We start from the raw sequence: 19,214 nt of genomic DNA, 5'->3' as shown, positions 1-19,214 counted from the left end.
CCAGAGAGGCCTTACTCGATGGACATGCTGCAAGCGATGCGGGTATTCGTCCGGGTAGTCGACGCCGGCAGCTTCACCGCCGCGGCGAAGCTGGCCGACACGTCCACCGCGCAGGTTTCCCGTCTGGTGGCTGAGCTGGAGAACCACCTCCACGCGCGCCTGCTCAACCGCACCACGCGGCGTCTGGCGCTGACCGAGGTCGGTGCGCGTTTTCTCGAACGATCGCGCGAGATCCTGGCGCAACTGGAGCAGGCGCAGGAAGAAGCCTGCGGGGCGCATCTGACTCCGCGCGGGCGCCTGCGGGTGCACTCTACGACCGGTCTGGGCATCCAGCTGCTGGCGGGACTGGCGGGTAGATACGGTGAGCGCTATCCCGACGTCAGCCTCGACCTGACCCTTTCGCAACATCAGCCCGACCTGCTGGAAGCGGGCCTCGACGTCATCATCACGCTTTCCCGCGAGCTGCCTGATTCGGAGCTGATCGCCCAGCGGCTGGGCGAGGTTGGCAACGTTGTCTGCGCGGCGCCCGGTTATCTCGAGCAGCATGGCGTGCCGCGGCGGCCGAGCGACCTGCAGCGGCACCGCTGTCTGCGCTTGGCAGACCCGGTATTCGCAGATGAATGGCGCTTCTTCGCAGATGGTATCGAGGACGTGATTCGCCCTGGCGAAGCGTTCAAGGTCAACGTTGCTGAGGCCATGGCCAGCGCAGCAGAAGCCGGCATGGGTATCTGCCTGCTGCCCGACTATGTCGCTGCTCCGGCCCTGCAGCGCGGAGCACTGCTGCGCCTGTTGCCCCGCTATCGCCTGCAGGAAAAGCAGATCCACGCGCTCTACCCGTCCCGGCGGTTTCTCGACGCGAAGATCAAGACCTGGGTCGACTTTCTCGCCCTGGAGCTGCCACGCGCATTCGCCAGCTATCACGGCATCCTGCAGAACCCGGCGCATTGGGCCTGAACGATTGTTGCGCGGCGGGTAAAGGTGCTTCACCGCTGGCGCGGTTTTTCCCCTTCTGGTCGCCCACTAAAATCCACGGGTGGCAACGGACGCTAGAAGCAGTCCGCTCCTTCTTCGGTCGAGTGCTCCTTCGATCGGCCGTCCTGCCACCTTTTGGCTGCTTTCCCTCGTGGCAGCCTCGTTTATTTCCCGACGCCTGCCATCCTGCGGGCGCTGCATGCAAAGAAATGCCTGCCCTCGCCGTCACAACGATCTGGGCGAGCAGGCGCTCTGGAGGTTATCTGTGAACAAACTGATCTGGATTGCCGGCCTGGCCCTCAGTGCCCAGTTGGCGTATGCCGCCGATGAACCCAAGGCCTATCAATATGGCGACAAACTCGACATCGCCAAGGTCATATCCATGGAGGTACCTGCCGGCGGCTGCGAGGTCGTGACGGCCCGGATGACCTATGTGGACTCCAAGGGCGAAACCCACGAAACGACGTACCTGCGCCAAGGGCCTGACTGCCACGATTTCTAGGGCGGCGCGGGCCGGTGCGTTTAGGCGTACGCCGATGACGGCGTGTCACAACGTGGTGCACGCTTGTGTTCGGCGAGCGCGCCAAACGGTTTAGAAAAGCGGTTTCTGAAAGAGCCAGAACGGTTTCGGCTGTTTTACGGTCCGAGCCCAAGGTACCCATCACATTCAGGACCGCATGACCATTCCGCTTTCAACCTGCCGCACAGCGTGCCCGGACCCATCCGGCCGGCCTTTCGCTACCCGACCAGTTCGCCACTCGCTCCTGACGGCAATCGTCGCAGTGGCGTTGCTCGGTCTTGCCGGTTGTGGAACCCAGCAGCCGACGACTCCGGCGCCCAAGCCGGAAGAAGTCCGGGCCAGGATCGCTCGCCTGATCCCCGCCAACATTCCCGATCGTCAGGGCTGGGCTCAGGACATCTACACAGCCTTCGATGCGCTGGATATCCCGCCGAACGATGAGAACATCTGCTCGGTCCTGGCCGTGACGGTGCAGGAATCGACATTCCAGGCGACCCCGCCCGTGCCCGGCCTGGCGAAGATCGCACGAGAGGAAATCTACCGTCGTGCCGGCCGCCTGCACGTCCCGCGGTTCGTGGTGGATGCGGCGCTGGACGTGAAGTCGCCCAACGGCAAGACCTATAGCCAGCGTCTCGCGGCCGTGCGCACCGAAGAGCAGTTGAGTGCGATCTTCGATGACTTCCTCGACATCATGCCGCTCGGCAAGCAGTTGTTCGGCACGCTCAACCCGGTCAAGACCGGCGGCCCGATGCAGGTCAGCATCGCCTTTGCCGAAGACCGCAGATGGACCTACCCCTATGAACGGGAAGGCTCGATCCGCGACGAAGTCTTCACGCGCCGCGGTGGCATGTATTTCGGCATTGCCCACCTGCTCGACTATCCGACCAGCTATCGCGAACCGCTGTACCGCTTTGCCGACTTCAATGCCGGCTGGTACGCCAGTCGCAACGCCGCGTTTCAGGCCGCGGTGAGCCGTGCCTGTGGCATCAAGCTGGCCCTCGACGGCGACCTGATCATTCACGGCAGCAGCAAGGCCGGCCAGACCGAGCGTGCAGTTCGCGCGCTGGCAGGCAAGCTGGAAATGAGCGATACGGCGATTCGCAACGCACTGGAGCGCGGTGACACCCATGGTTTCGAGAAAACCGACCTCTATGAAAAGGTTTTCGCACTGGCCGAAAAGCGCGCGGGTAAGCCGATGCCTCGGGCGGTGCTGCCGGGAATCCGGCTGGAAAGCCCGAAGATCACCCGCAACCTGACTACCGCCTGGTTCGCCAACCGGGTCAATGACCGCCACCTCGCGTGCATGAAGCGCGCCCGCAACTAGTGAGAGCCTGCATGGCCGGCGATCGCTGCATGGCACCACACTGAAGTTGTCACTGGCCCAGGCCGTAGCGCGCATAACGAGCGCTACGGCAACCGACCATTGAGAACGTAGCGCGGCTCAGTGCTGGGTGATGGACGTGCTGTTGCCAGTGCCGTTCTGGATGATGGCGGCGCTCGGCGGCGCGGCGAATTCCGTCAGTTGATTGAGCACAGCGACATTGGCATCGCCGGTCTGGCTGATCGAAGCCGTGCCATAGGCGGCATGTTGCACCACATCGATCTCGTTGGCTGAACCGTTCTGCGCGATGTCGAGCACCGGGCCGTCGAAACTCTGGTCAATGTTGACGCGGTTGCCGTTGCCGGCCGAGCTCCCGCGAATCGTTCCGGTGCGCGTGCCCTGCCTCGCCGTCAGCTCGTTACCGATTCCATCCTGGCTAAAGGTGAGGTTGCTGAACCCCGCCCATTGCACCACTTGCGCACTGTTAGCGCTGCCGACCTGCGTCAGGTTGACCTCGCCCGTGTAGTAACGGCCACCCACCTGGGTAACCGCGGCCTCGTTGAAGGCGCCGTCCTGATCAACGGTGACTCCCCCGCCATAGGCGAACACGTTCTGGTCGATGGTGATCCGGTTGTCGCTGCCGATCTGCTGGGTAGTAGCGGTCGCAGCACCGGTCTGAGTGACTTCGGTGAGATTGTTCGTGCCGAATGTGCGACTTTCCAGCCCGTTGGCATAGAACAGCTGCTGGACCCGATGGATGTTGCGTGCGCCCTGCTGGTGGATGGTCGCTTGGGAGCCGTTACCGTCGGCCTGCACGACTTCGGCGACATTCTCATCTCCCAGCTGTACGACCGCCGCCGAATGCCCGAAGTTATAATCGCTTGCCTGATACACCGTCGCCTGGTTGCCCATCCCCCATTGGAGGAGCTCCAACTGCGTGGGCTGTAGCGAGGTTTCGCCGCCGCCCTGCTCTACTCGCGAGAAGTTCGCATCCCCTTGCTGCAGCAATAAGGCCGAATTCGAGCCCCCACGCTGCTCGAGGATGACCTCGTTATCGTTTCCGGTCTGGGTGGTTACGGCCTGTGCCGAGGCCAAGCCTGGCAACGAGCCGAGCAGGAAACAGGCGATAAGCGGTTTATGCGCGAACATGCGGGGCACTCCTTTGAATATTGTTGTTGGCCGACAGCATGCTGGCTTTGTCTGGCGCCTCCCTCACCATTACCGCTCCCCTGAACGTGCCGATTGTTTGCCCGGTGGTGCCATCCGCCTATCGCCCTATCGGTGTAGACCGACTAGCGTTTAGACGGACGGCGACTTAAGCCGGCATGCCCAGACGTTCGCGCATCTGCGCGGTGATGGTCTGCCTGACCCGCGTCATATCCGCCCAGGGATCGTCGTCGCCCAGTTCCTGCAGGCGCTCCAGCAGATTGCGTACGGTCCAGAGATTGGCGCCCTTGAGGTCCGCCAGTTCTTCGCGGTGGATCGGCACGGAGACCGGCAGGCCCTCGCGGGCACGCACCGAATATGGGGCGACCGTACTGGCGCCACGGCTGTTGCGCAGGTAGTCGATGAAGATGCGTCCAACCCGGTTCTTCGGCCCGCTTACGGCGGAAAAATGCGACGGCAGCAGCTTTGCCAGGTACTTGGCGATGGCCTGACTGAAGGCCTTCACCTCATTCCAGCCGTGTACCGGATCGAGCGGTACGACGATGTGGATGCCTTTGCCCCCGCTGGTCTTGAGGAACGAGGTCAGGCCAATCTCGTCCAGCAGCGTCTGGGTCAGCTGAGTGGCTTCGAGCATGCTCTTCCAGGGCAGCGCCGGGTCCGGGTCGAGGTCGAGCACGAAGCGATCCGGATGCTCCAGTTCGGGCGCTACCGCGTTCCAGCAGTGCAGCTCGATGGTGCCCATCTGCGCGGCGCCGACCAGCGCTTCGGCGCTGTCGATCACCAGTAACGCACCGTGCTTCGGGTCTAGCGCCGGGTCGAGTTGGGTGATGTGCGGGATGGCCAATTTGTCGGCGTGCTTCTGGAAGAACAGCTCGCCGGTGATGCCCTCCGGGGCGCGCACCAGGGCCAGCGGGCGCGCTCGCAGCTGCGGCAGGGCCCAGGGCGCGATCTGCGCGTAGAAGCGGGCCAGTTCAATCTTGGTGATCCCGCTGCTGGGGTCGATGATCCGCTCGGGACTGGAGATTTTGATCCGGCCGCTGCCGATAGCGTCTGTCTGCCGCTGCTCGGCTTTGCTGCTACGACTGGCGGGCTTGGCCCGCTCACGGGTAATGGCGTCGGCGGGTTTGTCCGAGCGCAGGCCATGGAACACCGAATGGCGGACCACGCCTTGGCGGGTCATCTCCGCGTAGGCAACTTCGCACATCAGTTCGGGTTTGAGCCATTGCGCGCCGCGCACATCGGCAACAGGTGCCGCCTTGGCCAAAGGGCTTTTGTCGGTTTCCAGCTTCTTCAATTGCTTGTGCAGGCTTTTCAGCGTGGCCTGATTGAAGCCCGTGCCGACCTTGCCTGCATAGAGCAGCTTTCCACTGTCGTCATGCAGCCCAAGTAACAACGCGCCGAACCCGGTGCGCGTGCCCTTGGGCTCGGTGTAGCCGACGATGATGAATTCCTGCCGGTTGCTGCACTTGATCTTGACCCAGCTGCTGCTGCGCCTGGAGGTATAGGAGCTGCCCGCTCGCTTGCCGATCAGGCCTTCGAGCTTCATCTGGCAGGCGCTTTCCAGAATGCTGTCCGGCTGCTCGGTGAAATCGTCGGAGAAACGCAGCAATTCGCTGTCGCTGCCTTCCAGCACTTCACGCAACGCCGCGCGACGCTGTTCCAGCGGCACATCGCGCAGGTCCATGCCGTTCAGATAGGGCACGTCGAACAGGTAATAGAGAATGCTTCCACTGCGTCCGGCTTCGAACGCGTTCTGCAATGCCTGGAAGTCCGGAGCGCCCTCCTCGTTCGGCACCACCACTTCGCCGTCGAGCCAGCCGGATTCAAGCCCGAGTCCGGCAAGCGCGGCCGCCTGCTGCGGCATCTTCGCCGTCCAGTCATGGCCGTTGCGGGTGAACAGCGCGACCTTGCCGGCGTCGATACGGGCGAGCATGCGGTAGCCGTCGAACTTGATCTCGTAGCGCCAGTCGCCGCTCGGCACGGCGTCCACCAGCGTCGCCAGCTGCGGCTTGAAGGTCTCCGGCAATTCGGCCGGGACCGCCCCTTCCAGCTTTACCGCGTCGCTCTTCTTGCGTGACGCTCGCTTTCTTGCCGGCGCCTTGACTGGCTTGGCCGGCGATTCCGCAACGCGAGCCTTGGCCGGCCCGCGTTTGCGTGGGACCAGCGTGCGATCGCTGAGCACGCTGTTCGGCTCGGCGGTGACGACGTCGTACTCACCCTCCTCGCGCGCGGCCTCGTCACGGGACTTGATCAGGAACCACTGCTCCTTCTTGCCATCCATGTGCGTTCGCACCAGATTCCAGCTGCCGGCGAGTTTTTCGCCCTCGAGGCTGAACTTGAGCTTGCCCTTGCGATAGCCCTCCTGCGGATCACCCTGCGGTATCCACACGCCGCGATCCCAGACGATCACATCGCCCGCGCCGTAATGCCCGGCCGGAATGGAGCCCTCGAACGTGGCATATTCCAGCGGGTGATCCTCCACATGCACTGCCAGCCGGCGAACGCTCGGGTCAAGGCTGGGGCCCTTGGGGATCGCCCAGCTCTTCAGCGTGCCATCCAGCTCCAGGCGAAAGTCGTAATGCAACCGCGTGGCGTCGTGTTTCTGGATGCAGTACTGCAGGCTCTGGACCTTGCGTGACCTGCCGCGCGCCTTACCCGACGGCTCGGGAGTGGCGGCAAAATCGCGCATGCGCTGGTATTCGTCGAGCGCCATGGCTGACCTCCCGCAATGTCCCGCGATTACTCGAGCTTGCCAGCGTCGGTGGAACTGTCGTCAGCCCCGCCGGGCATCGAATGCCGGTTCGGGTCAGTGGATTTTTCCTCGCTTCCCGGCTGCGGCGCCACCAGCCGGCCATCTTCGGTCACGGTGCGTCCCTGATCGTCCTGGCGGGTTTCGACTTCCTCCTGCGGCGTCGGATTACCCATGGTGCTGGGGCGCGAACCGGTGTCGTCCCGCGGAGTACCAGCGGGAAACTGGGCCATGGCCGGTAGCGCAACCAGGCCGCTCAGGATTGCCGTGAGCATCGTTTTCTTCATCTCGGTTCTCCGCTAAGGACGACGTACTTAATTTGGTCATCCCCTACTGGTATGAAGTTCAGCAGGGACAGATCGAGCCGTCCGACGGGTTCCGACAAGCGGCACTGGCCGGAAACTGCCATGTAGAGCAGTTGCCGGACTTAATCCGCCGGGTGGACAGATCGCCGCATTTACAACCGGACAAGCACTGCTACGGTTGAATGACGTCGGGAAAACCAGGGGTGCGCAGCGATCGCTTTACTGCGCTCAAGTCACCTTCCTACATAGGGAGGATTTATGAATACGCGTCTTCCGCTGTTCAAGATCGAAGCGATCCTGCACACCTACCTTCGCCCATTCCAGTGCGAATGCCGCGACGATTCCGACAACTCACTCCGCGTGCGCCTCTTTCAGGAATCGCCAGACGAAGAACTGACCGTTCTCGGCATTTCCTACGATCAGTGCCGCGATGCCGCCAATCTGGTGCGTCTGGCGCAGGAACTGCGCATTGAAATGTGCGTCACGCGTAGCTCGCTGCCCGCCGAAGGCAAACAGCTCAGTCACGTCGAATGAGCCTCGCTTAGCGAGGCGTGCGGACGATCCGGCCGCTGGCGGTCTGGCCGCGTGCCATGTATTTCAGGAATACGTCGTGGCCATAGCTGTGGCTGTGGGTGGCCTTCTGGCGACCGAAGCGTTGCCAGGCGCGTTCATGGAGATAGAATACCAGGGTGTTGCACAGCGGCTCGATCAGCGCGACCGCCCCGCCGATCAACAGGCTCCCGGTGAGGGCATAGACGACGATGAACGCTGTCGCGAAATGCAGCACAGCGAAGGTCAAGGTCTTGAGTAGCGGGCGTTGTCTCATTGCTAGCTTCCACCAGGCGCGCGACGGCGAGTGGTCACGGCATGGCTAATAAGTTGGAGGGGTAATGCACCCGGCCAGCGGCAGCCGGGCGCCCGGGCTAGTCGCTCAGCGCTTGGCCTCGACATGCGGCTCGGCCGCACGAGTGAGATAGGCCTGGGTCAGCTCGGCCAGGTGGTCGCGTAGCCAGTCGGCCATGGCCACCTCCTCCACCAGGATGCGCTCGCACACTTCCTTGGTCTGCATGTCACCCACCGCTTCGGCGGCGGCGATGAGGATCTTGTAGGAGGCGATCTCGAGGTTCTCGAACACGTAGCCCATCTGCGCGCCCTTGACGATCTCGTCGTTGACCATCATGCCGCCCATGGCCTGCCCCATCGCCATCATCTTGCCGCCCAGGTCCTTGAGGCCGGAGTAGGACTTGTCATAGCGCTGCAGGCAGCCTTCGATCAGCTTGGCCTGGTTCTGGGTTTCGGTGATGTGCTGTTCGATCCGCGCCTTGAGTTCGGGGTAGTGCTCGATGCGGCTGGCCTGCTTGTTCAGCATGGTTTCGGCCTGCGCCTCCATCGCGTGCGCATCGCGCAGCCATTCGATCAGGCGTTCGGTACGGACGTCATTGCCGGTCTGTGCACTCTGCATGGTTCAACTCCAATCGGGTCAGAAAATCGGGTCGTGCTCTGCAACCCGCTTGGAATTTGTGAAACATCCCGCCCATAGGAGTTCCGCCCACCCGTCCGGCGCACCTCTCGGCTGCACGCCCTGAACTTTCGCCGCCGGCTGTCTGTCTCTGCCCCAGACCTCTGGCCAACCGGAACGCCCGCTATCGAATTTCCAGCCTTTCTCCTGCAGTGGGATCACTACATCAGCCAGCCGGCATTGCGCACCATAGCCGCGGCGCTGTTCGTGGCGTTGGTCCTGAGTCTCTTCGGCCGGCTGCTGACGGCCCTGACGCTGCGCCTGGCGCGAGCCTTCCTGTTTACCCGGGAGCTGTCCGAGCAACTGGAAAAGCCCGTCCGGCTACTGTTGCCACTGATAGGGGTGCAGGGCGTGTGGACGTCTGCGCCGAACGATCTGCATTTCATCGACGCGGCACGGCATGTCACCACGCTGCTGATAATCGCCACCCTCACCTGGCTGGTGATGCGCTCGCTGCGTGGGCTGCAACAGTTCATTCAGCTGCGCAATCCGGTGGATGTGGTCGACAACCTTCGCGCCCGCCAGATACAGACGCAATCACGTGTGCTGCTACGCACCCTGACCTTCTTTGTGCTGTTGATTGGCGCGGCGGCCATGCTGATGACCTTTCCCGGTGCCCGCCAGTTCGGTGCCAGCCTGCTTGCCTCGGCGGGCCTTGCGGGCCTGGCGGTGGGCTTCGCCGCGCGGCCCGTGCTGGCCAACCTCATCGCCGGCGTGCAGATCGCCATGACCCAGCCGATCCGCCTGGACGATGTGGTCATCGTCGAGAACGAATGGGGTCGCATCGAGGAAATCACCGGCACCTACGTCGTCGTGCGGATCTGGGATGACCGGCGGCTGATCGTGCCGTTGCAGCACTTCATCGAGAAACCGTTTCAGAACTGGACCCGTCGCGGTTCCAGCCTGATCGGCACAGTTTTCCTCTGGGCCGACTATTCGCTGCCACTGGAGCCGCTGCGCGAGGAGCTGCGCCGGCTGTGCAAGGAAGTCCCCGAGCTGTGGGATGGTCGGGTCTGCGTCCTGCAGGTCACGGACACCAGCGAGAAATCCATTCAGCTGCGCGCCTTGGTGAGTTCGCCGGATTCGTCGCGCAACTGGGACCTGCGCTGCCACATTCGCGAAAGCCTGCTGAGCTTCATCCAGCGGCAATACCCGCACTCACTGCCGCAACTGCGCGCAGACCTCAGCGTCGGCCACAAGCAGCGGGTCGATACATCGCAGCCCGAACATGTCGAACCGGAGCGCCAGCCACCGGTGTGACTAGTCGCCCTCGAGTCCCTCCAGCTTCTTCAGCAACTCGGCGTATTTAACCGGTAGCTGGGTGAGTCCGTGTCGCGCGGCCTGCTTGCGAATCGCGACCCGGTCGCCATCGAACTGCACCGTTTCGCTCACCACCACCTGCCGCTCGCCCCGCATCAGTGCATAGGCGTAGCACTGGGTGCCGCCTTCATCCTCCTGGTCATCGTCCGCAACACCGGTATTCGACACGGCAAGGGTGGCGACGCTGGCGTTCAGCGCGCCGATAGCCATCTCGCGCGCGACCTCCTCGCTGGTCAGGCCGAATCGCTCGATGGTTTCGAAGTCCACCTTGAGCAGGCGGTTCTTTGCCTTGGGTGAATAGACCACGAAGCCGCTGTCGAGCACCTGGCCGCAACCCGGAATATCGCCCATCAGCGAAGCCATCAAACCGCAGGTACAGGACTCCGCGGTGGTCAGCGTCAGTTCCTCGCGTTGCAGAAAGTCAACGACTCGTTCGATCTCTTGCATGTTTTTTGCTCCGACCATTCCAGGTTCAACGCCTTCACGACTCTGTATTCGGAGCAAGTTGGCTGGTTGCGAGTTCCGGCAGTGGTAGTTGATCGGGTTTTCAAGAACTTCTACCGCGACGCCGGGTCTGGTTTCTGGTAGGGCCAGTGAAGCCCCACCTGCCTTCGCGGCAGCTCCGAACTAGATTTCAGCCTGGTCGTGTTCATGGTATGTGACGGTCATCAGATCGTTGCATAGGAGAAATATGCTCGTAGCTGGCGCCGGCACCTGGAACGCCGGGGCTCTGGGGAGATCGTGATGAGTATTGCCGCTGTGAACGCCCTGCCTGTCGGACTACCGAAGGCGCAACCCGCCATACCCCTGGTTACTCGCCCTGCCCTGCAGATTCGCAGTAGCCACGATGACAAACGCAAGATCCTGTTCGTCACCTCCGAACTGACCGATCTGGTCAAGACCGGCGGGCTCGCCGACGTGTCGGCAGCACTGCCCCGGGCGTTGGGCGCACGCCACGATGTGCGCGTGCTGATCCCCGGCTATTCGCAGGTAATCAACAGCGGTCACGCCATCCGCACGGTCGGCTCGCTGGGCGGCTATGCCGAGATTCCCGGCTGCCGCATCGGCCGGATGGACATGCCCGACGGCCTGATCATCTATGTGCTGATCTGCCCGGAACTCTATGAGCGCGAAGGCTCGCCATACGGTGACGCCGATGGCAACGACTGGCCGGACAATCCGGTGCGTTTCGCTCGCCTCGGACTGGCCGCTGCGGAAATCGCCGCCGGTACGGCCTGCATTCGCTGGGCGCCCGAGCTGGTGCACGCCCACGACTGGCCAGCCGGTCTGGCGCCCGCCTACATGCACTGGCGCGGGTTGAACACGCCCAGCGTCTTCACCATTCATAACCTCGCCTACCAGGGCAACATCGACATGGCGCAGCGGCGCCTGCTGGGAATCCCCGCCGAGGCCTGCGACCCGGAGCGCATGGAGTTCTACGGCAAGCTGTCCCTGCTCAAGGCCGGGATCGCCTATGCCAACCGCGTGACCACGGTGAGCGCTACCTACGCCGAGGAAATCACCACGCCGGAATTCGGCTGCGGCATGGAAGGCTTCCTCAGCATGAAAGCCCGGCAGGGACTGCTCAGTGGGCTGCTCAACGGCATTGACGAAAGCTGGGAGCCGGAAAGCGATCCCTATCTGGTGAAGGGTTTCAGTGCACGCAACTGGGAAGGCAAAGAGGCCAATGCCGCCTATATCCGCGATTCGTTCGGCCTCGAGCATTGCCATGCACCGCTGTTCGCCGTGGTCTCGCGCCTGGTGCACCAGAAGGGTGTCGACCTGACCCTCGACGTGGCCCATGCCATCGTCGAAGGCGGCGGCCAGCTGGCGATACTCGGCCAGGGCGATCACCAGATCGAGCATCAGGTTCGCCAGCTCGCCGCCCAGTACCCCGGCCGCGTCGCGGCCCACATCGGCTTCAACGAAACGGATGCGCGCCGCCTGTTCGCCGGTAGCGATTTTCTGCTGATGCCGTCGCGCTACGAGCCGTGCGGCCTCAGCCAGATGTATGCCCAACGCTATGCCTCATTACCGGTCGCACGTCGCACCGGCGGGCTGGCGGACTCCATCGATGACGGCATCACCGGGTTCCTGTTCAACGAATCCAATGTCAGCAGCTACCGGCAGGCCGTCCAGCGGGCGCTGGCGATCCATCAGCATCCTCAGCTGCTGGCCGCCATGCGTTGCCGGGCGATGGGGGCCGGCTTTTTCTGGCGTCACGCCATCGAGCCCTATGACGCGCTGTACCGGAAACTGCTCGGAGAGCGCCGCGAGGTTCGTCTTTTAATCTGAAGAGGTCGTTCAATGCAGAAGCAGCGTGCCCATATCGGGCATCACGGGCCAGAGTTGCTGGAAGACGGGACCACCCGCTTCCGACTCTGGGCGCCCGATGCGCAAAACGTCAGTCTGATCGTTGTAGGCGCACAAACGCTGCCGATGACCGCCACTGAAGAAGGCTGGTACAGCATCGATGCCCCTTACGGGGCCGGTACGCTCTACCGGTTTCTCATCGACGACGAACTGCATGTGCCCGACCCCGCCTCGCGGGCGCAGGCGGGTGACGTGCATGCGCCGAGCCTGGTGGTCGACACCCATGACAACTATCTGTGGCGCAACAGCAGCTGGCTCGGTCGCCCCTGGCACGAGACGGTGCTGTACGAAACCCATGTCGGTCTGTATGGCGGTTTCGCCGAGATGGAAAAGCACCTCGCCGGGCTTGCCGAACTCGGCGTGACGGCCATCGAACTGATGCCGATCTCCGAGTTTCCCGGCGACCGCAACTGGGGCTACGACGGCGTTCTGCCCTACGCGCCGGAAGCGGCCTACGGCAGTCCGGAAGAGCTCAAGCATCTGATCGATACCGCCCACGGCCTCGGCCTGATGGTGTTTCTCGATGTGGTCTACAACCACTTCGGCCCGGACGGCAATTACCTCGGCCGCTACGCCAAACACTTCTTTCGCCACGACCAGCAGACGCCCTGGGGCGATGGCATCGATTTCCGCCGCCGCGAAGTCCGCGACTTCTTCATCGACAACGCGCTGATGTGGCTGATGGACTACCGCTTCGACGGGCTGCGCTTCGATGCCGTGCATGCCATTCCCGACCGCAGCTTCCTCACCGAACTGGCCGAGCGCGTGCACACCACCGTGGAACCCGGTCGCCATGTGCATCTGGTGCTGGAGAACGAGGACAATCGCTCCAGCCTGCTGACCCAGGGCTTCACCGCGCAGTGGAACGATGACGGCCACAATGTGCTGCATGCGCTGCTCACCGACGAAAGCCAGGGCTATTACGCCGACTATCACCAGGACGCGACCAGCAAACTGGCGCGCTTTCTTGGCGAAGGCTTCGTCTATCAGGGGCAGAACAACCGCCGTGGCGAATCCCGTGGCGAGCCCAGCGCGCACCTGTCACCGACCTCGTTCGTGCTGTTCCTGCAGAACCATGACCAGACCGGCAACCGCGCCTTTGGCGATCGCCTGGTTACGCTGGCCGATGCCGACGCGCTCAGGGCTGCCACCGTCGTCCTGCTGCTTTCCCCCATGGTCCCGCTGCTGTTCATGGGCGAGGAATGGGGCTCGCGACAGCCTTTCCTGTTCTTCACCAGCCATCACGGCGAGCTGGCCGATGCAGTGCGTGAAGGCCGCCGCAACGAATTCGCCGAGTTTTCCGAGTTCGCCGACGAAGCCACCCGCGAGCGCATTCCCGATCCCAACGCCGTATCCACGTTCGAGCAGTCGCGGCCGGACTTCGGTGCACAAACGCAACCTGGGCACGCCGAGTGGCATGCGCTGTACCGCCAGCTGCTGAGCATCCGCCATGCCGAGATCGTGCCGCGCCTGCCCGGTAGCGCCTTCCTCGGTTGCAGCGTGCTGGGCGATGCCGCCGTGCTTGCACGCTGGCAGCTGGGTGATGGCAGTCAGCTGCGCCTTGAGCTGAACGTAGGCGAACAAGCCGCTCCATTGCCCGCCTCGTCTAGCGCAGCGCAGCTGCTGTTCGCCAGCCGTGCGGCGGATGCCACGCCCGACCAATTGCCGCCTCGTATGGCCAAGCTGTATCTGGAGAAAGCCAAATGAGCGACGAATCCCTGATCCGCCTGGCGGAAGCCGCCGGGCTCTCCATCGACTGGGTCGATGCCGACAACCGCGAACAACGGGTCGAGCCGGCCGTACTGCGCGACGTGCTGACCTGCCTCGGGCTGGCGGCGGAAACCGATGCAGATATCGAAGCCAGCCTCGAGATTCTCGCGCACAAGAACAACCACGGCGGCGTGCCGCCGCTGCTGACCTGCGATCAGCACGCTGCACTGGACCTTTCCGCCTACTTTCCGGCGACCAGTCGTTTCGAGTTGCAGGCAGAAGATGGCGGTGTTCAGCAGGGCACGCTCGACAGCCAGGCGCGCCTGCCAGCCATCGACACGCCCGGCTACTACCGGCTGACCATCGACAAGTATCAGCTGACGGTGGCTATCGCCCCGCTCTCCTGCCCCACAGTCGCCGAAATCGCCGGGGCGGACGCCTGGGGCCTGACGGTGCAGTTATACGGGCTGCGCCGCGCGGACGATGGTGGCCTGGGCGACACCCAGGCACTGGAGGCGCTGGTCAGCAACGCTGCTGCCCACGGAGCCGATGCGCTTGGAATCAGCCCGGTGCATGCCATGTTTGGCGCGCATATCGATCAGTACAGTCCTTACTCGCCGTCGAGCCGGCTGTTCTTCAATGTGCTGCACGCCGCGCCCGGGTCGATCCTTGGTGAGCGGCCGTTGCGCCAAGCCATCGAGACTTGCGGGTTAGGCGAGGAATTGAAACGGCTCGAGCGCCTGGAGCTGATCGACTGGCCGGCCGTGGCGCAATCGCGGCATCTCCTGTTGCGGCAGCTGTTCGACGACTTCAGCAAGGGCGGCAACGCCCTGCAGGTGGATTTCGACAGCTTCCGCGCGAGCGGTGGCGAGGCGTTGGAAAACCACTGCCGCTTCGAAGCCCTGCACACTCATCTGCGGGACGCAGACGGTCACACGCAGCACTGGAACGACTGGCCAAGCGAATACCGCGATCCCTCCAGCCCGGCCGTTGAGGCCTTTGCCCGCGAACATGCCGATGAGGTGAGTTACCACGCCTTTGGCCAGTGGTTGATGGCCCGCGGCCTAGAACGTGCCCAGGTCGCCGCGCGCAGCGCCGGTATGCGCATCGGGTTGATTTCCGACCTCGCCGTCGGCGCCGATGGCGGCGGCAGTCAGGCCTGGAGCCGCCAGGCCGAGCTGTTGGCATCGCTGAGTGTTGGCGCGCCGCCGGACATCATGAATCGCGATGGCCAGAACTGGGGCATTTCCGCTTTCTCGCCCTGGGGCCTGCGGCAGAACGGCTTCCGCGCCTATATCGAAATGCTGCGGGCCAACCTCGCCCATGCCGGCGGCATGCGTATCGACCACGTGCTGGGCCTGAAGCGTCTCTGGGTTGTACCCGCCGGTGCCGACCCGAAGCGCGGCGTGTATCTCAACTTCCCCTTCGACGACATGCTGCGCCTGCTCTGCCTCGAGGCCTGGCGCCACCAGGCGGTGATCCTCGGCGAAGACCTCGGCACCATTCCCCACGGCCTGCGTGACGTGCTCGCAGCACGGGGTATCCTCGGTATGCGGGTGCTGCTCTTCGAACAGCACGACGGCCATTTCCAGACCCCTGCCCAGTACCCGGCGCAGGCGCTGGCAACCAGTACCACTCACGATATCCCGACCCTGACGGGCTGGTGGCACGGTCACGATATCGACTGGCGCATCAAGGTCGGCCAGGTGCCCGAATCGGACCGTGATGCCCAGTGGCAAGCGCGTGAGAAAGAACGCGCAGGGCTGAATCGCGCATTGTGTGAGTACAGCGGCAAGAACCCGGACGTGCTGCTGAACGCCGAGGAGGCGGTCGATGCCGCCATTTGCTTCCTGGCGCACACCCCCGCGCCGCTGGTGCTGGTTCCGGTGGAAGATGCGCTCGGTCTGGAAGAACAGACCAACATGCCCGGCATCGTCGAAACCCATCCCAACTGGCGTCGCCGTTATCCCGGCGACAGTGCAACATTGCTCGACAGCCCGGCCAGTAGCCGTCGGCTGGCGTCCTTTGCGCAGGCCCGTCGTAACCATCGTGGAGCTGCGCATCGATGAAAGACCTAACCGCAACCCTGAGATTGCAGTTTCACCGCGACTTCACCCTCGACGACGCTACTGCGCTGGTCGACTACTTCGCGGAACTCGGCATCAGCCACATTTATGCCTCGCCCCTGCTGACCGCCCGCCCCGGCTCCATGCACGGTTACGACGTGATCGACCCGACCCGCATCAACCCTGAACTGGGCGGCGAACCGGCGTTGCAGCGTCTGGTGGAGGCCCTGCGCGGCAAGGGCATGGGGCTCATCCTCGATATCGTCTCCAACCACATGGCGGTCGGTGGCTCGGGCAACGCCTGGTGGCTGGACGTACTCGAGTGGGGCCGCCGCAGCCCGTACGCGCAGTTCTTCGACATCGAATGGAATTCGCCGGACCCCCTGCTCGAAGGCCAGTTGTTGGTGCCCTTCCTTGGCAGCGACTATGGCGAGGCGCTGCAGCAGGGCACCGTGAAGCTGCGCCTGGACGTTGATAACGGCTCGCTGTACGCCGAGCATTACGAGCACCGTTTTCCGATCACCCCGCCGAGCTACGGCGAGGTGTTGCGTGCCGCCGATCATCCGCAGCTGCGTACCCTGGCGCAGCACTTCGATGCCCTGAAGACCGAGCCCGCGCCGTACCAGGCCGCTCGTTTGCTACGTACCGAGCTCGCCGAGCAGCTGCAGGACGCCAGCACCCGCCAGGCGCTGGAGCAGGCGCTCAATTGCTACGACTCCACTGCAGATGACGGCTTCCGCCGCCTGCACAGCCTGCTGGAACGTCAGAACTATCGTCTGGCCAGCTGGCGGACCGCGGGTGACGACATCAACTGGCGGCGCTTCTTCGACATCAATGAGCTGGGCGGCCTGCGCGTCGAACGTCCGGTGGTGTTCGAGGAAACCCACGCCAAGATTTTCGAGCTGATCGGCGATGGCCTGGTCGACGGCCTGCGCATCGACCATATCGACGGCCTGGCCGATCCGCGCGGCTATTGCCGACGCCTGCGCCGGCGTGTCGATCGGCTGAATGCCGGGCGCCCGCAGGACGCGGTGCAGGATCACGTGCCGATCTACGTCGAGAAGATTCTCGCCGGTGGCGAGCGGCTGCATGACGACTGGGGCGTGGACGGCACCACCGGTTACGAATTCATGAATCAGGTGTCGCTGCTGCAACATGACCCGGCTGGCGAATCACTTCTGTGCTCCTTGTGGAGCGAGACCAGCGGACGCACCACCGATTTTATGGAAGAGGCTCGCCAGGCTCGCCAGCTGGTGCTGACCGGCCCGCTGGCGGGCGACTTCGAAACCGTCGCCCTGTCGCTTTTGCAGGTCGCCCGCGGCGACGTGATGACCCGCGACATCACCCTCGGCGCGATTCGCCGCGCGCTGCTGGAGCTGATCATTCACTTCCCGGTGTATCGCACCTACATTGCCGCGCCGGGCCGCCGCGAGGCCGATGAACCGTTCTTCCAGCAGGCGCTGGACGGCGCGAAGACGACCTTGAGCGAAGCCGACTGGCCGTTGCTCGAGCATCTGCAGCGCTGGCTCGGCGGTGAAAGTCTGCGGCAACTGCCGCGTAGCCTGCGCAAGATTCGTCGCTACGCCTGCACACGCTTCCAGCAGCTGACCTCACCGGCTGCGGCAAAGGCCGTGGAGGATACCGCCTGCTACCGCTCCGGCATTCTGCTGTCGCGCAACGATGTCGGCTTCGACCCACAGCACTTCAGCGCGCCATTGCAGGCATTCCACGACGAGTGCCTGCAACGCGCCGAGCACTTCCCGCGCAACATGCTGACCACCGCGACCCACGACCATAAGCGTGGCGAAGATACCCGCGCGCGCATCGCTGTGATCAGCGAGCGCGCCGAATGGTTTGCCGGCAAGGTGCGGCGCTGGCGCGAGATGAGTGCCAGCCACATCCAGCAGCTTGGCGACGGTGCGGCGCCCTCGCCCGGCGATGAGCTGATGCTGTTCCAGATCCTGCTCGGCAGCTGGCCGCTGGAGCTGCGGGCCGACGACAAGGCTGCGATGGAGCAGTACTGCACACGCATCCTGCAATGGCAGGAGAAAGCCCTGCGCGAGGCCAAGCTGCGCACCACCTGGAGCGACCCCAACAGCGATTACGAAAGCGCCTGCCGCCAGCACGTCGAGTACCTGCTACTCACCGACAAAGGTGCACCATTACGGGACGAAATCGCTGCAGCCGCTGCCGAACTGGCCCCTGCCGGTGCGTTGAACAGCCTTGTGCAAAGCCTGCTGCGCATGACCACCCCTGGCGTGCCTGACCTCTATCAGGGTGCCGAGTACTGGGACTTCAGTCTGGTCGATCCCGACAACCGGCGGCCGGTGGACTTCACTGCACGGCAGCACAGCCTCGCCAGCGCGGCCTCGCTCGATGAGCTGCTGCAAAGCTGGCACGACGGTCGCATCAAGCAAGCTGTGATCCGCCGCACACTGCAGCTGCGTCGACGCCACCCGCAGCTGTTCAGCGAAGGCCGCTATCTGCCGCTAGCGGTTTCTGGCGAGCAGGCCGAGCAACTGCTGGTCTTTGCCCGCGAGCTGGAAGGCGAGTGGGTGGTAGTCGTCGTACCGCGGCTGGCAGCGGATCTGCTGGGGGATCGTGGAGTACCGAGCATTCCGGCACAGCGCTGGGGCGACACCCGGATCACACTGCCCGAGGCGCTAAACGGTAGTGAATTCGAGCGACTTTTCGACGGAGCGACAGTCTCATCCCAACAAGCCAGCCTAGAGGTTGCGCGCGTTCTGGACGGACTATCGGTGGCCGTCCTGCATACGTCTATGACCGCAAATGGAGAATCCCAACAATGAGTTCAGAAGAGCAACGTATCCGCGAGTTCGCTTATCAGATCTGGCAATCCGAGGGTTGCCCGGAAGGGGAAGATGAGCGCCATTGGGCAATGGCGCGCAAGCTGGTCGAGGCCGAATACGGCGCTGCCGATGCCAAGCCCGCCAGTCGTCCACGCAAGACCGCTACCAAACCCACCGACGCCACGCCAAAAGCCAAGACCAAAGCCAAGGACGTGAAGGATTCGAAGGACGCGCCAGCTGCCAAGCCCCGCGCGAGCCGTGCCGCACCCAAGGCTGGCACCGATGCCAAGGCCGGTACACCCGAAACCATCAAGAAAACACGCACCCCGCGCGCGAAGAAGGAAAGCTGACCGGCGGCAGGCATCTTGTCGGCGTCGGATCG

The 19,214-nt window shown here is 63.7% G+C and carries 16 protein-coding genes; 10 read left to right on the top strand and 6 right to left on the bottom strand.

Translation table 11 applies throughout. The features are described 5' to 3' along the window. The first annotated feature begins 18 nt into the window (after nucleotides 1-18). From LLJ08_RS10555 to LLJ08_RS10545, 3 genes are all read left to right on the top strand, one after another. A complete protein-coding gene (locus LLJ08_RS10555; RefSeq protein ID WP_179484164.1) occupies nucleotides 19-954 on the top strand; it encodes a LysR family transcriptional regulator in 936 nt (311 codons plus the stop codon). A 283-nt stretch (nucleotides 955-1,237) separates the two neighbouring features. Continuing rightward, entirely contained in the window at nucleotides 1,238-1,474 is a 237-nt protein-coding gene (locus LLJ08_RS10550) for a DUF2790 domain-containing protein (RefSeq protein ID WP_041013788.1), read from the top strand. A 175-nt stretch (nucleotides 1,475-1,649) separates the two neighbouring features. Next, complete coding sequence (locus tag LLJ08_RS10545; protein ID WP_228206978.1) at nucleotides 1,650-2,816, top strand: DUF1615 domain-containing protein; 1,167 nt, start codon at nucleotides 1,650-1,652, stop codon at nucleotides 2,814-2,816. Nucleotides 2,817-2,933: 117 nt separating this feature from the next. On the opposite strand, the gene LLJ08_RS10540 is transcribed toward LLJ08_RS10545, so the two are convergent. The 3 genes from LLJ08_RS10540 to LLJ08_RS10530 form a co-directional block, all read right to left on the bottom strand. After that, nucleotides 2,934-3,962, bottom strand: coding sequence for a hypothetical protein (locus LLJ08_RS10540; protein WP_179484163.1), 1,029 nt, complete (start codon nucleotides 3,960-3,962; stop codon nucleotides 2,934-2,936). Nucleotides 3,963-4,128: 166 nt separating this feature from the next. Beyond that, nucleotides 4,129-6,693, bottom strand: coding sequence for a DNA ligase D (gene ligD / locus LLJ08_RS10535; RefSeq protein ID WP_228206977.1), 2,565 nt, complete (start codon nucleotides 6,691-6,693; stop codon nucleotides 4,129-4,131). Nucleotides 6,694-6,719: 26 nt separating this feature from the next. After that, entirely contained in the window at nucleotides 6,720-7,016 is a 297-nt protein-coding gene (locus LLJ08_RS10530) for a hypothetical protein (RefSeq protein ID WP_014820220.1), read from the bottom strand. 276 nt (nucleotides 7,017-7,292) lie between these two features. On the opposite strand from LLJ08_RS10530, the gene LLJ08_RS10525 reads away from it, so the two are divergent. Next, nucleotides 7,293-7,568 (top strand): DUF1652 domain-containing protein, encoded by a 276-nt coding sequence (locus LLJ08_RS10525; RefSeq protein ID WP_014820219.1) that lies wholly within the window; start codon nucleotides 7,293-7,295, stop codon nucleotides 7,566-7,568. A 7-nt stretch (nucleotides 7,569-7,575) separates the two neighbouring features. Here LLJ08_RS10525 and LLJ08_RS10520 read toward each other — a convergent pair whose 3' ends face one another. After that, on the bottom strand, nucleotides 7,576-7,860 hold the full coding sequence (locus LLJ08_RS10520; RefSeq protein ID WP_104097675.1) for a DUF2061 domain-containing protein: 285 nt from the start codon (nucleotides 7,858-7,860) through the stop codon (nucleotides 7,576-7,578). 105 nt (nucleotides 7,861-7,965) lie between these two features. Further along, on the bottom strand, nucleotides 7,966-8,496 hold the full coding sequence (locus tag LLJ08_RS10515) for a ferritin-like domain-containing protein (RefSeq protein WP_023445378.1): 531 nt from the start codon (nucleotides 8,494-8,496) through the stop codon (nucleotides 7,966-7,968). A gap of 204 nt (nucleotides 8,497-8,700) precedes the next feature. Between LLJ08_RS10515 and LLJ08_RS10510 the strand changes: the two genes are divergently transcribed. Beyond that, entirely contained in the window at nucleotides 8,701-9,813 is a 1,113-nt protein-coding gene (locus LLJ08_RS10510) for a mechanosensitive ion channel family protein (protein WP_228208926.1), read from the top strand. On the opposite strand, the gene LLJ08_RS10505 is transcribed toward LLJ08_RS10510, so the two are convergent. Then, nucleotides 9,814-10,320 carry a CinA family protein gene (locus LLJ08_RS10505; RefSeq protein WP_104097677.1) on the bottom strand — a complete coding sequence of 169 codons (507 nt, stop codon included), beginning with the start codon at nucleotides 10,318-10,320 and terminating at the stop codon, nucleotides 9,814-9,816. Nucleotides 10,321-10,617: 297 nt separating this feature from the next. Here LLJ08_RS10505 and glgA point away from each other — a divergent pair, with 297 nt between their 5' ends. Genes glgA through LLJ08_RS10480 form a run of 5 tightly spaced genes read left to right on the top strand, consistent with a single transcriptional unit; the run spans nucleotide 10,618 to nucleotide 19,182 of the window. Beyond that, a complete protein-coding gene (gene glgA, locus LLJ08_RS10500) occupies nucleotides 10,618-12,168 on the top strand; it encodes a glycogen synthase GlgA (protein ID WP_041013780.1) in 1,551 nt (516 codons plus the stop codon). Nucleotides 12,169-12,180: 12 nt separating this feature from the next. Next, complete coding sequence (treZ, locus tag LLJ08_RS10495; protein ID WP_228206976.1) at nucleotides 12,181-13,953, top strand: malto-oligosyltrehalose trehalohydrolase; 1,773 nt, start codon at nucleotides 12,181-12,183, stop codon at nucleotides 13,951-13,953. Continuing rightward, nucleotides 13,950-16,025: a 4-alpha-glucanotransferase gene (gene malQ / locus LLJ08_RS10490; RefSeq protein ID WP_228206975.1), complete on the top strand. Its 2,076-nt coding sequence runs from the start codon at nucleotides 13,950-13,952 to the stop codon at nucleotides 16,023-16,025. Before treZ ends, malQ begins: the two co-directional genes overlap by 4 nt. Next, entirely contained in the window at nucleotides 16,022-18,832 is a 2,811-nt protein-coding gene (locus LLJ08_RS10485) for a malto-oligosyltrehalose synthase (protein WP_228206974.1), read from the top strand. Before malQ ends, LLJ08_RS10485 begins: the two co-directional genes overlap by 4 nt. Then, nucleotides 18,829-19,182 (top strand): DUF2934 domain-containing protein, encoded by a 354-nt coding sequence (locus LLJ08_RS10480; protein WP_023445371.1) that lies wholly within the window; start codon nucleotides 18,829-18,831, stop codon nucleotides 19,180-19,182. Before LLJ08_RS10485 ends, LLJ08_RS10480 begins: the two co-directional genes overlap by 4 nt. Nucleotides 19,183-19,214 lie beyond the last annotated feature (32 nt).

Origin of the sequence: Stutzerimonas chloritidismutans (assembly GCF_020783375.1) — a bacterium.
Lineage (GTDB): Bacteria > Pseudomonadota > Gammaproteobacteria > Pseudomonadales > Pseudomonadaceae > Stutzerimonas > Stutzerimonas kunmingensis.
The sequence above is the reverse complement of the archived record's forward strand: the minus strand, read 5'-3'. Positions and strand labels throughout refer to the sequence as shown.

Coding starts and splice junctions, on each gene's coding strand:
- LLJ08_RS10505 (WP_104097677.1), bottom strand. CDS start 10,320: ATGCAAGAGATCGAACGAGTCGTTGACTTTCTGCAACGCGAGGAACTG.
- ligD (WP_228206977.1), bottom strand. CDS start 6,693: ATGGCGCTCGACGAATACCAGCGCATGCGCGATTTTGCCGCCACTCCC.
- LLJ08_RS10485 (WP_228206974.1), top strand. CDS start 16,022: ATGAAAGACCTAACCGCAACCCTGAGATTGCAGTTTCACCGCGACTTC.
- treZ (WP_228206976.1), top strand. CDS start 12,181: ATGCAGAAGCAGCGTGCCCATATCGGGCATCACGGGCCAGAGTTGCTG.
- LLJ08_RS10540 (WP_179484163.1), bottom strand. CDS start 3,962: ATGTTCGCGCATAAACCGCTTATCGCCTGTTTCCTGCTCGGCTCGTTG.
- LLJ08_RS10545 (WP_228206978.1), top strand. CDS start 1,650: ATGACCATTCCGCTTTCAACCTGCCGCACAGCGTGCCCGGACCCATCC.
- LLJ08_RS10525 (WP_014820219.1), top strand. CDS start 7,293: ATGAATACGCGTCTTCCGCTGTTCAAGATCGAAGCGATCCTGCACACC.
- malQ (WP_228206975.1), top strand. CDS start 13,950: ATGAGCGACGAATCCCTGATCCGCCTGGCGGAAGCCGCCGGGCTCTCC.
- LLJ08_RS10515 (WP_023445378.1), bottom strand. CDS start 8,496: ATGCAGAGTGCACAGACCGGCAATGACGTCCGTACCGAACGCCTGATC.
- LLJ08_RS10480 (WP_023445371.1), top strand. CDS start 18,829: ATGAGTTCAGAAGAGCAACGTATCCGCGAGTTCGCTTATCAGATCTGG.
- glgA (WP_041013780.1), top strand. CDS start 10,618: ATGAGTATTGCCGCTGTGAACGCCCTGCCTGTCGGACTACCGAAGGCG.
- LLJ08_RS10530 (WP_014820220.1), bottom strand. CDS start 7,016: ATGAAGAAAACGATGCTCACGGCAATCCTGAGCGGCCTGGTTGCGCTA.
- LLJ08_RS10520 (WP_104097675.1), bottom strand. CDS start 7,860: ATGAGACAACGCCCGCTACTCAAGACCTTGACCTTCGCTGTGCTGCAT.
- LLJ08_RS10555 (WP_179484164.1), top strand. CDS start 19: ATGGACATGCTGCAAGCGATGCGGGTATTCGTCCGGGTAGTCGACGCC.